Source organism: Microbispora catharanthi (assembly GCF_006334915.2).
GTDB lineage: Bacteria > Actinomycetota > Actinomycetes > Streptosporangiales > Streptosporangiaceae > Microbispora > Microbispora catharanthi.
Genome location: NZ_VDMA02000024.1, coordinates 73,597 through 87,759, shown reverse-complemented (window position 1 = coordinate 87,759; position 14,163 = coordinate 73,597). Strand labels below are relative to the sequence as shown.

The 14,163-nt window shown below is 73.7% G+C and carries 11 protein-coding genes; 5 read left to right on the top strand and 6 right to left on the bottom strand.

What is annotated here, in order from left to right; all coding sequences use genetic code 11:
* Positions 1-73: 73 nt before the first annotated feature.
* Entirely contained in the window at positions 74-880 is an 807-nt protein-coding gene (locus tag FH610_RS34455) for an SAM-dependent methyltransferase (RefSeq protein WP_139579424.1), read from the top strand.
* On the opposite strand, the gene FH610_RS34450 is transcribed toward FH610_RS34455, so the two are convergent.
* Both FH610_RS34450 and FH610_RS34445 read right to left on the bottom strand, forming a co-directional pair.
* Positions 847-2,031 (bottom strand): MFS transporter, encoded by a 1,185-nt coding sequence (locus FH610_RS34450; RefSeq protein WP_205826276.1) that lies wholly within the window; start codon positions 2,029-2,031, stop codon positions 847-849. The genes FH610_RS34455 and FH610_RS34450 overlap by 34 nt on opposite strands.
* 9 nt (positions 2,032-2,040) lie before the next feature.
* On the bottom strand, positions 2,041-3,249 hold the full coding sequence (locus tag FH610_RS34445; protein ID WP_139579422.1) for a monooxygenase: 1,209 nt from the start codon (positions 3,247-3,249) through the stop codon (positions 2,041-2,043).
* 243 nt (positions 3,250-3,492) lie between these two features.
* Here FH610_RS34445 and FH610_RS34440 point away from each other — a divergent pair, with 243 nt between their 5' ends.
* Entirely contained in the window at positions 3,493-5,208 is a 1,716-nt protein-coding gene (locus FH610_RS34440; protein ID WP_139579421.1) for a DEAD/DEAH box helicase, read from the top strand.
* A 48-nt stretch (positions 5,209-5,256) separates the two neighbouring features.
* Here FH610_RS34440 and FH610_RS34435 read toward each other — a convergent pair whose 3' ends face one another.
* Positions 5,257-7,122, bottom strand: coding sequence for a bifunctional copper resistance protein CopD/cytochrome c oxidase assembly protein (locus tag FH610_RS34435; RefSeq protein ID WP_139579420.1), 1,866 nt, complete (start codon positions 7,120-7,122; stop codon positions 5,257-5,259).
* A 1,006-nt stretch (positions 7,123-8,128) separates the two neighbouring features.
* On the opposite strand from FH610_RS34435, the gene FH610_RS34430 reads away from it, so the two are divergent.
* The 3 genes from FH610_RS34430 (at position 8,129) to FH610_RS34420 (ending at position 11,416) form a co-directional block, all read left to right on the top strand.
* Positions 8,129-9,808: a glycoside hydrolase family 27 protein gene (locus FH610_RS34430; protein WP_240809371.1), complete on the top strand. Its 1,680-nt coding sequence runs from the start codon at positions 8,129-8,131 to the stop codon at positions 9,806-9,808.
* A 183-nt stretch (positions 9,809-9,991) separates the two neighbouring features.
* On the top strand, positions 9,992-10,582 hold the full coding sequence (locus tag FH610_RS34425; RefSeq protein ID WP_139579418.1) for an MFS transporter: 591 nt from the start codon (positions 9,992-9,994) through the stop codon (positions 10,580-10,582).
* Between the two features lie 102 nt (positions 10,583-10,684).
* Positions 10,685-11,416, top strand: coding sequence for a YcnI family copper-binding membrane protein (locus FH610_RS34420; protein ID WP_139579417.1), 732 nt, complete (start codon positions 10,685-10,687; stop codon positions 11,414-11,416).
* A gap of 127 nt (positions 11,417-11,543) precedes the next feature.
* On the opposite strand, the gene FH610_RS34415 is transcribed toward FH610_RS34420, so the two are convergent.
* The 3 genes from FH610_RS34415 to FH610_RS34405 all read right to left on the bottom strand — a co-directional run bounded on the left by FH610_RS34415 (position 11,544) and on the right by FH610_RS34405 (position 14,069).
* The gene (locus FH610_RS34415) at positions 11,544-12,758 is read right to left on the bottom strand and encodes a Dyp-type peroxidase (protein WP_139579416.1); all 1,215 of its coding nucleotides are present in this window, start codon (positions 12,756-12,758) and stop codon (positions 11,544-11,546) included.
* Positions 12,751-13,284 carry a copper chaperone PCu(A)C gene (locus tag FH610_RS34410; protein WP_139579415.1) on the bottom strand — a complete coding sequence of 178 codons (534 nt, stop codon included), beginning with the start codon at positions 13,282-13,284 and terminating at the stop codon, positions 12,751-12,753. The genes FH610_RS34415 and FH610_RS34410 overlap by 8 nt, the downstream gene beginning before the upstream one ends.
* A gap of 221 nt (positions 13,285-13,505) precedes the next feature.
* Positions 13,506-14,069, bottom strand: coding sequence for an MFS transporter (locus FH610_RS34405; protein WP_139579414.1), 564 nt, complete (start codon positions 14,067-14,069; stop codon positions 13,506-13,508).
* Between the last annotated feature and the right edge of the window lie 94 nt (positions 14,070-14,163).

Here is a 14,163-nt window from a genome sequence, read left to right as displayed (position 1 = left end):
CCTCTATGGATGAGGTGCATCGCGGGCAACGGGTTAGGATCGCCCGCGTCGACGATGATCAGGGGGAGGCGTCATGGAACCGGTGACGATGGGGCCCGGCTTCGATCCGAATGTGCCCAACGCGGCCCGGATGTACGACTACTTCCTCGGGGGCAAGGACAACTTCCCCGCCGACCGGGCGGCGGCCGAGCAGGTGCTGCGACACGTGCCGGAGATCCCCCTGGGGATCAGGGAGAACCGGGAGTTCCTCGTCCGCGCCGTGCGGTTCCTCGCCGGCCAGGGCATCCGGCAGTTCCTCGACATCGGCGCGGGCCTGCCCACCCAGCGCAACGTCCACCAGGTGGCGGCCGAGCACGCGCCCGGCTCCACGACGGTGTACGTCGACAACGACCGGCAGGTGCTCGCGCACGCCCGCGCGCTGCTCGCCGGCAGCCCGCAGGTGCGGGTCGTGGAGGGCGACCTGCGGCGGCCGGAGGAGATCCTGTCCCATCCCGAGGTGCGGGGCCACCTGGACCTCGACCGGCCGGTCGCCGTGCTGCTGCTCGCGATCGTCCACTTCCTGCCCGACTCCGACCAGCCCCGCCGCCTGATCGAAGAGATCCGCCAGGCGCTCGCACCCGGCAGCTACCTGGCCATCTCGCACGTCGCGGTGGACGAGCGCCCGGAGCGGGCGCCCGCCGTCGAGCAGGTCTACCAGGGCGCGTCCGCGCAGTTCGTGGCCAGGCAGTCGGACGAGATCACGCCGTTCTTCGAGGGGCTCGACCTGGTCGATCCCGGTGTGGTCAACCTGCACCAGTGGCGGCCCGAGCACGAGGCGTTCGACCCACGCCTGCTGGCGGTCAAGAACTACTTCCTGTGCGGGGTCGGCCGCGTCTCCTGACGCGCGATCCCGGCCGAGGGCGCGAGCCTGCCCGCGCCCAGCAGCACCGCCAGCAGCAACACGGTGACCAGCGCGAACGAGGCGGGCAGCCCGGCCAGCGTGGCGATACCGCCGATGGCGCTCGGCGCGACGAACCCCGACGCGTAGCTGACCGTGGCCGCGCCCGCGACGCCCTCGCTCGGTGAGGGCGCGGCGTTGCCCGCCGCCGCGAACACCAGCGGGATGACCACCGCGATCCCCACGCCGATCAGCATGAACCCGGCGATCGCCGGCACCGGGGCCCGGGAGACCACGACGAGCAGCCCGCCGAGCGCCGCCAGCGCCCCGCCGCCGCGCACGGTCACCACCGGCCCCAGCCGCCGCACCACCGCGTCGCCGCACAACCGGCCCGCGGCCATCATGCAGGCGAAGGCCGTGTACGCCGCCGCGCCCACCGCCTGGGACGCGCCCGCGACCTGCCGGAGGTAGACCGCGCACCAGTCCTGGGCGGCGGCCTCGCCGAACACCGAGCAGAAGCCCACCAGCCCGATGAGCAGCACTTCGCGCGGCGGGAGCACGAAATGGGGCGGAGCGGGCTCGTCCTCGCCCGCCCGCACGTCGAGCAGCAGCGGGCCCACGGCCAGGGCCACGAGAAACAGCACGACCGTCGTCCCGCCCAGATGGAGCCGGGCGTCGAGGCCCGCGCTCGCCGCCAGCGTGCCCACCGCGCCGCCCGCGAGCGTCCCCACGCTCCACATGCCGTGCAGCCCGGACATGATCGAACGGCCGAGCCGCTGCTCGACCACCACCCCCTGGGCGTTCATCGCGACGTCGCCGATGCCGGCCACCGCGCCGTACAGCATGAGCGCCGCGCACAGCAGAGGCAGGTTCGGCGCCAGCGGGGGCAGGACGAGGACCAGGCACCACAGGCCGATCGAGACGCGGGTGACGGCCCGCCCGCCGAACCGGTGCGTGAGGCGCCCGGCGGTCGGCATCGCGAGGATGGAGCCGACCGCGGGCGCGAGCAGGGCGAGCCCGAGCTGGCCGGGCCCAGCCCCGACGTGATCCTGGATCCAGGGGATGCGGGAGGCGAAGCCGCCGGTCACCGCCCCGTGCAGGGCGAAGGTGACCGACACCGCGAACCTGGCCCGTCTCAGCTCCCGAAGATCCACGATCACACGTTATGTCCCGGATCGCGCCTGAGGCGACCACACGAGCAGGCCCAGGCACATCTCGTCGCTGGTTCCCTCACCCCAGACCACGTAGCGGGGCGGCGACCCGTGCAGCGCGGGCAGCATCGCGCGCAGCCCCGCGTCGTGCGTGCAGGTCACCCGGAGGGTGTCGCCCGCCTTGATCTCCAGCGGCTGGGCCAGCGGGCGGATCGCCTGGTCGTCGAAGTTGTACGCGGGGATGTCGAGCAGAGTCCTCGCGTCCGGCTTGCCGGGGTTGAGGTCGATCCGGATGGAGCGGCCGAGCAGGTGCATGTGCCCGGCGACGGCGTACAGCGTCGCGTCCTCCCGGATGGGCATGTCGCAGTGCTGTGTGGAGCGCGGCCGCGGAGGCTCGCCCCGCCCGCACATCCGGGTCAGGCCGTCGACCATCTGGCGCGCCTGCTCGCCGAACCGGTGGGCCACGTCCTCGACGGCCGCCTTACGCTCGCACAGCGGCCCCGACTCCTCGGCCGTGCAGGGCAGTTCGATCGGCCCCGCGATCAAGCCCGTCTCCAGAGGGGCCCGGCCGCTCGCATCGTCGGCGAGCCGCAGCCGGATGCCGGACCTGTCCGTGCCGCCCGCGCCGCCCAGCAGGTTGTAGTGGATCTGCAGCACCATCTGGCTGCCTGCCGGGAGGGGATACCCGACCTTCTGCCGCAGCAGGGTCTCGTCGACCCCGGGGGCCCAGGAGCCGACCCACGCGCCGTTCTCGATACCGGCGTCGCCGAAGCAGGTCCAGCCCTCGCCCGGGGTCGCGGCGTCGGCCCTGCGCGCCGCCTCCGCCTCCTTGGGGCCGACCCGGAAGATGATCGCGTGGTGCACGATGTCGGTGTTCTGCGGCAGGAACCGGCTGCCGGTCAGGAACGCGGGCCCCGTGAGCCCGGGATCGACCAGGAAGCAGCGGTACTCGTCGGTGCCGCCCGAGGGCGCCGAGGGCCGGTAGGGCTCCGGGACCGTCAGCGTCATGAACCGTTCGCCAGGCCGCAGCGGCGCCGTCGGCGGCGGCTGGGCCGCGGCGTGGCCCGCGTGACCGGCGTGGCCGGTCTGCGCGGCGGGTGCGCCCGCGGCGCCGGAAGTGCGCCCGGGTGCCGCGTCGCCGCACGACGCGACGAGAAGGACGGCGGCGAGGGCGACCGCGGCCCCGCCCGCCCACCGTGTCAACCGTGCCTTTCCTTCCATGGAGCCTCCTGCTCCTCGGGGACCCTTTCCAGGCTTCCTTGCCGGGGCGGTCACGTCGACCTACTTCGGATGTAAACCTCTGCTCCGACCTCGGCAGGAGACGCGTACGCCACAGGGGCCAGGGGGAGGAGCGCGTCGCGTGCCGGGGGCGGCGTTCGGGGTAAGGGCGGAAAGACCATAGGGTCGTCCCGTGCACATTCGCCCCGCCACAGCCGGGACCAGGAGCAGGACCAGGAGCAGGACATGGTCGTGAACGAGATCGATGAAGGACCCGGATTCGCCGATCTGGCGCTGGGCCCCGAGCTCCTCAAGGCCCTGACCGGTCTCGGCTACGAGGAGCCCACGCCGATCCAGCGGGAGGCCATCCCGCCGCTGCTGGAGGGCCGCGACCTCCTCGGGCAGGCCGCGACCGGCACGGGTAAGACGGCCGCGTTCGCCCTGCCCATGCTCCAGCGGCTGCACGGCGCCCATCCGCTGGGCGCGGAGGACGGCGGCGGGGAGCCCGCCGGGCTCGTGCTCGTGCCGACCCGTGAGCTGGCCGTCCAGGTCTCGGAGGCCATGCACCGCTACGGCCGCGACCTCGGCGCTCGAGTGCTGCCCATCTACGGCGGCCAGCCGATCGGGCGGCAGCTGCGGGCGCTGGAGCGTGGCGTGGACGTCGTCGTCGCCACGCCGGGACGGGCGCTCGACCACATCGGCAGGGGCACCCTGCCGCTGAAGGGCCTGCGGATGATTGTCCTCGACGAGGCCGACGAGATGCTCGACATGGGCTTCGCCGACGACATCGAGGCGATCCTCCAGGACACCCCGGAGGACCGGCAGACCGTGCTGTTCTCCGCGACCATGCCGCCGCGCATCGACGGGATCGCCCGGCGCCACCTGCGCCAGCCGGTGCGGATCAGGATCGAGCGGGAGGCGCCCGCCGCCGGCGAGGCGCCGCTCATCCGGCAGAGCGCCTACATCGTGTCGCGGGCCTACAAGCCGGCGGCGCTGGGCCGGGTGCTCGACGTGGAGGCCCCCACCGCGGCGATCGTCTTCTGCCGCACCCGTGAGGAGGTCGACCAGCTCACCGAGACCATGAACGGCCGGGGTTACCGCGCCGAGGCCCTGCACGGCGGCATGGGCCAGGAGCAGCGCGACCGGGTCATGAGCCGGCTGCGGAGCGGGACCGCCGACCTGCTCGTCGCGACCGACGTGGCCGCCCGCGGCCTCGACATCGAGCAGCTCACCCACGTCATCAACTACGACGTGCCGTCCGCCCCCGAGTCGTACGTGCACCGCATCGGCCGGGTGGGCCGGGCCGGTCGCGAGGGCGTCGCGATCACGCTCGCCGAGCCGCGCGAGCACCGCATGCTCAAGACCATCGAGCGCGTCACCCGCAGCAGGATCACGGTCGAGAAGGTGCCGACGGTCGCCGACCTGCGCGCCCGGCGCCTGGAGCTGACCCGGGCCGCGCTGCAGGAGAGCCTGATGGAGGACGGCGACCTCGACCGCTTCCGTGTGGTGGTCGAGACGCTCGCCGACGAGTTCGACCTGGTCGCCATCGCGCTCGCGGCGGTCAAGCTCGCCCACGAGTCCACCGGCGCCGCCGCCGACGAGGAGGAGATCCCCGAGGTCGCGCCGCGCGCCCAGCGGCCCGAGCGCGGGCCGCGCGACGACAGGCACGGCCGCGACGACCGGCGCGGGCGGCGCGGCGGCGGCGCGATGAGCCGTGTCTTCGTCGGCGCGGGCCGCAGCGCGGGCGTGCGCCCCCAGGACATCGTCGGCGCGATCACCGGGGAGACCCGGGTCAGCGGGCGTGAGATCGGGGCGATCGAGATCGCCGACCGGTTCACCCTGGTCGAGATCCCGGACGGCGCCGTGGACGAGGTGGTGTCGGCGCTGCGCCGCACCACGATCAAGGGCAAGAAGCCGATCGTGCGCAGGGACCGCGACGACGCCCCGCGCGGCCGCCGCTGACCACCGGATTTCCGGCCGCCGACTGAACGGATCGCATGGGCGGCCCGGTCAGCGGGCGCCCACGGACCTCGCTGAGCGGGCGGCCGCGACGGTCCTGCGCCGCGCCGCGCGCCAGCGGGCGAGCAGCAGCGCGAGCAGGCCCGCGAGGACGGCGACGGTCACGCCGGTGCCGAGCAGCGCCCCCAGCCGCTGGTCGGCCGCCCGGTCCGGCGCCGACGGCAGCCCGAGCGCCGCGTACCACTCCTGTGCCTGCGGCGGCCCCGCCAGCACCACCAGGCCCGTCCACGCGCGTACGGCGATCGCCCCGGCGAGCATCCAGGCGCGGACCTGGGGCCGGATCGCGCGCGGGAGCGGGTCCACGCCGGCGGCCACCGCGAGGAACAGCACGGCGGTGACCGTCACCACCGTCTGCGCCGCCAGCCGCAGGGCGAGGCTCGGCTGGGCGTATCCGAACAGTCCGGTCAGGTACAGCTCCGGATACGGCAGCGCGTACAGGGCCAGCGCCGTCACCGGATGGGACAGCGCGCGGCCGGCGGGACCGCCGACGGGATCCGCGTCCGGACGGGCCCGCCGCCACAACGTCACTGGAGCGCCGAACACGAGCAGGACGGGACCCACGGCGCCGAGCAGCGCGTACTGCGCCGCGTGCGCCGAGAACAGCGCGGGCGCGTACGCCGCCACACCTCCCGAGGTGGCGTAGCCGAGCACGGCCAGCCCGGCCAGCCAGGAGGCGGTCCGCCAGGCCGGCCACCCCTCGCCGTCCCCCGGAGCGCGCGACAGCCGCCGTACGCCGGACAGGTACGCGGCGAGGGCGGCGGCCAGCAGGAGCAGCGCGATCGGGTCGGGCCGCACCTCGGTGACGAGCGCGCCCGGGGTGAGGGGAGGCAGGGTGTACCCCAGCGCGTCGTGCTGGTGCGCGGCCGTCTCCGTGGGCGGCGGGGGCGTGCGTCCCAGCGCCACGGCCAGGCCCAGCGCGCCGGCCATCACCGCGATCTCGCCGCAGGCGAGGCGGAGGAACGGCGCGCGGGCTCCGCCGGTGTCCATCGCCTCGATGGTCCTGCGCCGGTGCCGCCACCCGAACCAGCCGAGCACCGCCAGCGCGGCGATCTTGGCCAGCACGAGCAGGCCGTACCTCGACTGCCAGAGCAGGGGCAGCGAGCCGAGCCTCACCCAGGCGTTGAGTGCGCCGGACGCCCCGACGGCGGCGAAGCAGCCGAGCGCGAGCGTGCTGAAGCGGCGCACGGCGACGGTGAGCCCGGGCGCGGCGCGCAGGTGCGCCACGAGGGCGTACAGGCCGCCGGTCCACAGCGCGACGGCCGCCACGTGCGCCATCAGGCTGAGGACGGCGAGGTTGTGGTCGGCGGCCGAGGCGGAGTGGCCCACGTACGCCGGGGGCAGCACCGCGAGGAGCGCCACCGCGAGCAGCGTGAGCCGGAGCAGGGGGCCGTTCGGCAGGAGCGGCGACCCGGCGGCGACCGCCAGGGCCGCGAGCGTCACCGTGAGGAACGCCTGACCCTGCGGGATGTGGAAGAGGAAGGCGGGCAGCGCGCCGGAGCGCAGCGCGTCGCCCGGCGGCAGCCCGAGGAAGTCCGACAGCGTCAGGACCTCGGTGACCGCCGCGCTCGCCGCCCAGCCGAGCGCCCAGGCCCCGGCCGCCCGCACGACGATCCGGCCGCTCGCGGGGGCCAGCACGACGGCCGCAAGCAGGACCCCGACGGTGGCGGCGGCGCAGACGTCGTGGACGAGGCGTGCGACCGGCAGGCCCCAGGTGGTCAGGGCGCCGGGGGAGGGCAGGCCCTGGATCGCCGGTTGCGGTCTGCCGCCCCCGAACCACAGGGCGAGCGCCAGTACGGCGAACGCCGCCGCGGCGACGGCGGGGACGACCACGCCGCGGTGGCGCTGGGGAGATGTCATCGTCGGCGTCCTCGGCTCGGCACCGTTGATCGCTTGCGAGTATGACGGAAGGGGCGTCCTCAGCGGGAGCCCCCTCGACAGGATCGCCATCGCCTCGGCGTCCGGCTGAAACGTGCATCGGCCCCTTCCGGGGCCGATGCCGACATGGCGTGGCCACTCGCGTCGTGGGGAAGATCGGCGCAAGGGCCGGCCGAGCGTGTCAGCGTCGACGTGCCGACATGTTCTTTCTCCTCCTGTCAGGTGTGAGCCGCGTGGGGAAGCCAAATGTGATCGCGCTCTCTCACGGGGTCGGACGCGAGCTGCGCGGTCGCGGAACGGTCAGGTCTTCCTTCAGATGGTTCTGCGCGAGATTGTTAGCGCTAACAATCGAATGGCGGAGAGGTTCTCCTTCCGGGAGTGACTCAAGGGCGGTGGTGCAGCGGAGCAAATACGACGCGGCGAGCGCTGTCAAGAGCCCGGGTCAGGGCTGCCTCCGCGATTCCCGGGCACCGGGGCGCTCATCTCCTCTCCTGGGTGGCGGACCACGCTGAAAGTTTCACACGTCGGGGGCGCACGCGGTGAGGTGCGGGTTCGTCGGACACCTGGGCCGCACGATGGAAATGCCGCGCGAAACGATTCGCTCAACGGTCTTGACACATCTCACGGTGGTTTCGACACTGATTTCGCGTTCGGCTTCTTCCTGTCGGGGTCGGTGATGAGCGGCAGGGGCCGGCGGTGACGTCGGTCGCGCCGCGTCCGGCGATCCGCCACGCAGTGAATCTCGCGGGTATCTCCGGCTTCCTCCTTGTCCTACCGCCATGCCCGCTCGACCTGGACGCGGGATCCGCCGGCCTCCTTCTCCGGAGATCGGCCGTGCCCGCACCTATCGAGGGCCCCCTATCAGAAGGAGAAACGAATGCGACTATGCGGGCCTGGCCGGCGACGGCCCCCCGGGCACACCGTGGGTGGTCGTTCCCCCCGCCTTCGGCGGCTATGGCGCCTGGTCGCCGCCGTGCACCTCGCGATCGTGACAGTGGTGCCGGCGGGGTGGGCGGCCGCGGACGGCGCCGCGGCCGCCACGACGAGAACGGTCGCCGCCGCGGCCGTGGCGGCGGTGACGACTCCGCCGATGGGCTGGGCGTCGTGGAACACCTTCGCGGCCCAGATCAACTACAACGTGATCAAGGCTCAGACGGACGCGATGGTGTCCTCCGGGATGAAGGACGCCGGTTACCAGTACGTCAACATCGACGAGGGCTGGTGGCAGGGAACGCGTGACGCGTCCGGCAACATCACGGTCGACACGGCGGAGTGGCCGGGCGGGATGAAGGCGATCGCCGACTATATCCACAGCAAGGGTCTGAAGGCGGGCATCTACACAGACGCCGGTCGGAACGGATGCGGCTACTACTACCCGACCGGCCGTCCGGCCGCGCCGAACAGCGGCAGCGAGGGCCACTACGACCAGGACTTCCTGCAGTTCTCGCGGTGGGGCTTCGACTTCGTGAAGGTCGACTGGTGCGGGGGGAGCGCCGAGGGTCTCAACCCTCGCACCGCCTACCAGGCGATCAGCGACGCGATAGACCGGGCCACGGCGCAGACCGGGCGGCCGATGGTGCTGTCGGTGTGCAACTGGGGTGTCCAGAGCCCCTGGGACTGGGCGCCGAGCATGTCCACCATGTGGCGGACCAGCGGCGACATCATCTACTGGGGACAGAGCGCGTCGATGGACCGGGTGCTGGCCAACTTCGACTCCGCCCAGCATCCCGCCGCCCAGAGCCCGGGACACTACAACGACCCTGACATGCTCGTCGTCGGAATGAACGGCTTCTCGGCCGCGCAGAACCGTACGCACATGGGCCTGTGGGCGATCTCGGGGGCGCCGCTGCTGGCCGGCAACAACCTCGCCACGATGAGCGCCGAGACCAGGGCGATCCTCACCAATCGGGAGGTGCTGGCGGTCGACCAGGACCCTCTCGGGCGGCAGGGGGTGAAGGTGGCCGAGGATCTGAGCGGCCGCCAGGTGTATTCCAAGGTGTTGTCGGGGACCGGCCGGCGCGCGGTGCTCCTGCTCAACCGGACCACCTCGTCCGCCGCCATCACCGCCCGCTGGTCCGACCTCGGCCTCGCCGGGCCGGCGACCGTACGGAACCTGTGGACGGGGACCGACGCCGGGACGTTCGACGGTGGCTACACCGTGACCGTGCCCGCCCGCGAAGCGGTCCTTCTCACCGTCACAGGGAGCGGCGCCACTCCGTCCGCCAGTCCGTCCGCCAGTCCGTCCGCCAGTCCGTCCGCCAGTCCGTCACCCACTTCCGGCACCACGAGCGCGATCAAGGGTGTGGGGTCGGGCCGATGCCTGGATGTCACCGGCGTCTCCCAGACCAACGGCGCCCAGGTGCAGCTGTGGGACTGCAACGGGCAGGCCAACCAGCAGTGGACGCCGACGGCCTCGGGTGAGCTGCGGGTCTACGGCACCAAGTGCCTGGACGTCAACGGCGGCGCCACGGCCGACGGCGCCAGCGTGATCATCTGGGACTGCAACGGCCAGAACAACCAGAAGTGGCGCCTCAACTCCGACGGCACCATCACCGCCGTCGGCGCGAACAAGTGCCTGGACGCCTACAACAACGGCACCGCCAACGGCACCAAGGTCATCATCTGGACCTGCAACGGCCAGGTCAACCAGCGCTGGACCCGCGTCTGACCTCTCTGCGCATGCCCTTTGCCGGGACGGCACGATCCGTCCCGGCGAAGGCCGTGCGCGGCAGCGGCGGGCCGCCGCAGAGCGGCCCCTCGGCCGACGCCGTCACGGCGCGCCGCCAGGGTGGGTGTGAAGATCGGCGGCGGACCGGCCGAGATCGCCGGGGTGTGAGACAATCCCGGCGTCATGCGCGCCACGCTCTCCTTCAGGCTCGCGCGGTCGGCCGCCTTCTCCGCCGTCTGCGTGCTCCTCGCCGTCGGCGCGCACCGGTTCGCCGGCGGAGGCGGGCCGACGCCCGCCGCGCTCCTCACGGGAGTGCTCACGGTGACGGCAGGCGCGGCCGTCGCGGCGGGCCGGGAACGGTCGCCCCAGGCGATCGTCGGTCTGCTGGCCGGCGCGCAGGTGTTCCTGCACTTTCTCCTCGACGCCGCGGGGTCCGCCGCGATGTCACACCCCACCTGGCACGGCGGCCTGAGCACGCAGACCGGCATGTTCACCGCCCACCTCACCGCGGCGACCCTCACCGGATTGTGGCTGGCGCGCGGCGAGGAGGCCCTGTGGTCCGTGCTGCGCGCGATCGGCGCCGGGGCGGTCCGCTGCCTGCGGGCGGTGGCCGTGCTGGTGCGTGCGCTGCTCGCGCTGCGGGGGGCCGATCTCACGGGCACCGGACATCCACGCCGGCGCGCGGTGCGGAACTCCGAGCGCGCTCCGCGCACCGCGGGCGTGCTGCGGCACGCGGTCGTCCGCCGCGGGCCGCCGGTTCTCCTGGTCTTCTGAGCTTCACGCGCGAGCGGCGCATCTCTCCCCATGGGACCTGCTTGTCCCTATAGGGCCATGCTCGCGCGCCTCCGTAATCTCGCAGACCACTGGAGAACCCCCATGACCTCGTATGTCCGTCGTGCGGCCACCGTCACCGCCGGTGTCCTCGCGCTCACCATCGGTCTCGCCGTGCCCGCCCTCGCCCACGTCACCGTCAACCCCGGGACCGCCGTGCAGGGCTCCTGGACAAAGATCGCCTTCCGGGTCCCCAACGAGCGCGACAGCGCCTCGACCACCAAGGTGGAGGTCGAGTTCCCCACCGACCATCCGCTGCCGTTCGTCTCGGTCCGGCCGGTTCCCGGCTGGGACGTCAAGCTCACCCGGGGCAAGCTGCCCAAGCCCGTCGTCTCCGACGACGGCGACAAGATCACCGAGTCGGTGCTGAAGATCACCTGGTCCGGCGGGAAGATCGAGTCCGGCCAGTTCCAGGAGTTCGAGGCGTCGGTCGGCCCGCTGCCGAAGAACGTGGACGCCCTCGCGTTCCCCACGGCGCAGACCTACTCCAACGGTGAGGTCGTCAAGTGGGCGGACGCGCCGAAGGCCGACGGGTCCGAGCCCGAACACCCCGCGCCGACGCTCAAACTCGTCGCCGCCGAGGAGGGGGAGGACGACCAGCACGGCGCCGCCCCGGCATCGCCTGCCGCCGCCCCCACGGTGGCGGCCGCGGCGAGCGACGACGATCACGAGGGCGGGAACACCACCCCGGCCCTGGTGCTCGGCGGCCTCGGCCTCGTCGCCGGCCTGGTCGGGGCCGGGGCGGGCATCACCGCCCTGCGCCGCTCGCGCGGCTGAGCCGCCCCGCCTCTATCGGGAGCCCCTTCCGGGTCACGCGGCCCGGAAGGGGCTCCCTCTTCTTGGTGCTCCCTCTCCTCTGTGCACCGTTCGAGCGCACCGCCGGGCCCGCCGGGAGGCACGGCGGTCAGGACAGGAGGCCCTCGCCGATCCAGCCGTACGGGGAACACCCGGGCGGTACGGCGAAGACGGCCGACCCGATGGGGGTGATCCACTGGTTGAGCAGGTCCACCTCCGCGAGGCGCTGCTGGATCGGGACGAACTGCCGCGCCACGTCGGCCTGGTAGGACGCGAACAACAGGCCGGCGTCCGGCCGTCCATCCGGGCTGAGGCCGTCCTCGTAGTTGTAGGCCCGGCGCAGGATGCGCATGCCCGGGTCGGCCACCCGGGCGCGGCGGATGTGCGCGTACTCGGAGATCACCGGCAGGCCCGACGGGCCGAGCGCGGCGAAGTCGGGCTCGTCGGTCTCGGCCCGGCCGGTCAGCGGCGCACCGGTGTCCAGCCGCCGCCCGACGCTGAACTCCTTGGCCGCCCGGTCCGCGGCGTCCCACTTCTCCAGGTCCATCCGGATGCGGCGGAGCACCAGTGTGGTGCCCCCGCGCAGCCACCCGTCGCGCACCCACACGGCCCGCTCGAAGTCCGCCGACCCCGGCCGGGGGTTGACGGTGCCGTCGAGCTGGCCCATCAGGTTGCGCTGGGTCGTCCCCGGCGCGCGCACCTGCGGGCTCTGCCGGAATCCGTGCTGGGTCCAGCGCACGGTGGCGAAGGAACGGGCGTCCCTGACGAGCACGCGCAGCGCGTGCGCCAGCGTGACGCGGTCGTCCGCGCACACCTGGACCAGCAGGTCGCCGCCGCTCCAGCCGTGCTGGAGGGCGTCGACCTTGAACGCCGGCAGCGGCCGCGGGGCGAGATGCCCGGCCCCCGCCGCCTCGAACAGCCCGGCGCCGAACCCGAAGGTGACGGTGAGCCGCGCGGGCAGGAGTGCGAGCTCGGCGTCGGTGTCGGCGAGCGCGGGCTCGCCCCGGGTGAGCCGCCGCGCGTCGTCGGTCAGCAGCCGCATCAGGCGCGCGAGCGCCGCACGGCCGGTCCCCGGCCGCAGGTCGAACCCGGCGAACACCGCGAACGTCTGCGGAGACGTCGCGACGCCCGCCTGATGGACGCCGTGGAAGGGTTCGACGGCGTCACCGCCGGGGAGGGGCGCGGGCCCGGCCGATGCGCGCCCCGCCGTATCCGGTGCGGCGGAGGCCGGGGCGCACGCCGCCGCCGCGGCGGCGACCGCCCCTCCCGCGAGCAGGCCGCGCCGGGTCAGCCGCCGTCCCGCCGGGTGTCCGCTCTCACTCATGAGGGGCGTAGGACTCGTTGGCGCCGGCGAAGTCTTTGGCCACCGCGGTGAAGGACACCGTCCTGCCGTCCTTCAGGGTGAGCGTGAAGGGCACCTCCGCGCCGGGCTCGACGGCCGTGCGCACGTTCATGAGCATGATGTGGTCGCCGCCGGGCTGGAGCACGTGCCGGCCACCGGCGGGGATCACGAACCCGCCCTGCTTGCGGCGCATGGTCGTGGTGCCGCCGTCTCCGACGACCTCGTGCAGCTCCACGGACGGGGAGACAGGAGTGCTCGCCGCGACGACGGTCACCGCCTCGCCGGTGGTGTTGACGAGCGTGGCGAAGGCGGCGCTCATGCCGGAGCGGGCCGTCTTCACCCACGGGTCGCTGATCGACAGCGGGGCGGCCGCCGCGGAGGCGGGGGCCTGCGCCGCGGCCGGGGAGGCGGCGCCGGTGGTGGTGCCGGACGGCGCGGCACAGGCCCCGGCGGCCAGGAGTGCGGCCAGTGCCGCCGGGAGCACGCGGTTAACGATGGTGATGGTCATGCGAAAGCCTTCTCTCGGTCGTCCGGCGGGCACGCGGGCGGCGTTCCCGGGCATGCGAGGCGGCCCCCGCGGGCCGTCCCCGGCGAGGCGGGGGCAGCGAGGCGGGACCGGCCGCCACGGCCGCAGATCGGGGCATGCGCGCGGGCATGCTCCGCCGGAAAAGAGCATCGACAACGCTCGCAGGGCCGTACACGGCCGGGAGCGGAGTGAGAGGCGCCGTCTCAGGCGGACGGCTGGAGAAGGCGGGGTGGGCCGCGTCGGGTGACACAGTGCAGCGGCGCGACGGAGCGCGGCAGCCGCGCCCCGTCAGGATGCGGCGACGCGGGCAGCGCGAACACCGGCGGAGCCGGATCGGCCGCGATCCGCGTGAGCCGTACGGCGAGCCGCCGCAGCAGCGCCCAGAGGGCGGCCTCGCCCCTCGCGAGCCACAGAGCCGTCAGCACCACCGCCCAGCCGTGGCCGAGCAGCATTCCGAAGCCCGGCCCGGCATGCGCGTGCCCGGCCATGGCATGCCCGGCCAGGACATGCGAGGCGGACGACGACGGGGCCGACAGGGCGAACAATACGTGCAGCGCGACCTGCAGGGCCGCGAGCAGGGGCAGGATCGCGCGCAGCGTCCGTTCCCTGCCGGACAGGGGCAGCGCGGCGGCGAAGACCGCCGGCAGGCCCAGCGCCAGCGCGCCGGGGGCGACCACGCCACCGCTGAACAGGTGCGCCACCACGCCCAGACCGAGGCACACCGCGGTGAAGGCGGCGGCTCGGGCGAGGCGGAGAGGCGATGTCACCGGCATGGCACAGCCAATATGGCATGCCGGGTGCCCGGTCCCCGTTCCGGGACGCCGTGTCGCTCGCGGACGTCCGGCTCCTCGGCCGCCGCGC

Bases quoted from the DNA above. Each gene is read 5' to 3' on its own strand.
- FH610_RS34455 (WP_139579424.1), top strand. From the start codon at position 74: ATGGAACCGGTGACGATGGGGCCCGGCTTCGATCCGAATGTGCCCAAC.
- FH610_RS34445 (WP_139579422.1), bottom strand. From the start codon at position 3,249: ATGGAAGGAAAGGCACGGTTGACACGGTGGGCGGGCGGGGCCGCGGTC.
- FH610_RS34440 (WP_139579421.1), top strand. From the start codon at position 3,493: ATGGTCGTGAACGAGATCGATGAAGGACCCGGATTCGCCGATCTGGCG.
- FH610_RS34435 (WP_139579420.1), bottom strand. From the start codon at position 7,122: ATGACATCTCCCCAGCGCCACCGCGGCGTGGTCGTCCCCGCCGTCGCC.
- FH610_RS34425 (WP_139579418.1), top strand. From the start codon at position 9,992: ATGCGCGCCACGCTCTCCTTCAGGCTCGCGCGGTCGGCCGCCTTCTCC.
- FH610_RS34420 (WP_139579417.1), top strand. From the start codon at position 10,685: ATGACCTCGTATGTCCGTCGTGCGGCCACCGTCACCGCCGGTGTCCTC.
- FH610_RS34415 (WP_139579416.1), bottom strand. From the start codon at position 12,758: ATGAGTGAGAGCGGACACCCGGCGGGACGGCGGCTGACCCGGCGCGGC.
- FH610_RS34410 (WP_139579415.1), bottom strand. From the start codon at position 13,284: ATGACCATCACCATCGTTAACCGCGTGCTCCCGGCGGCACTGGCCGCA.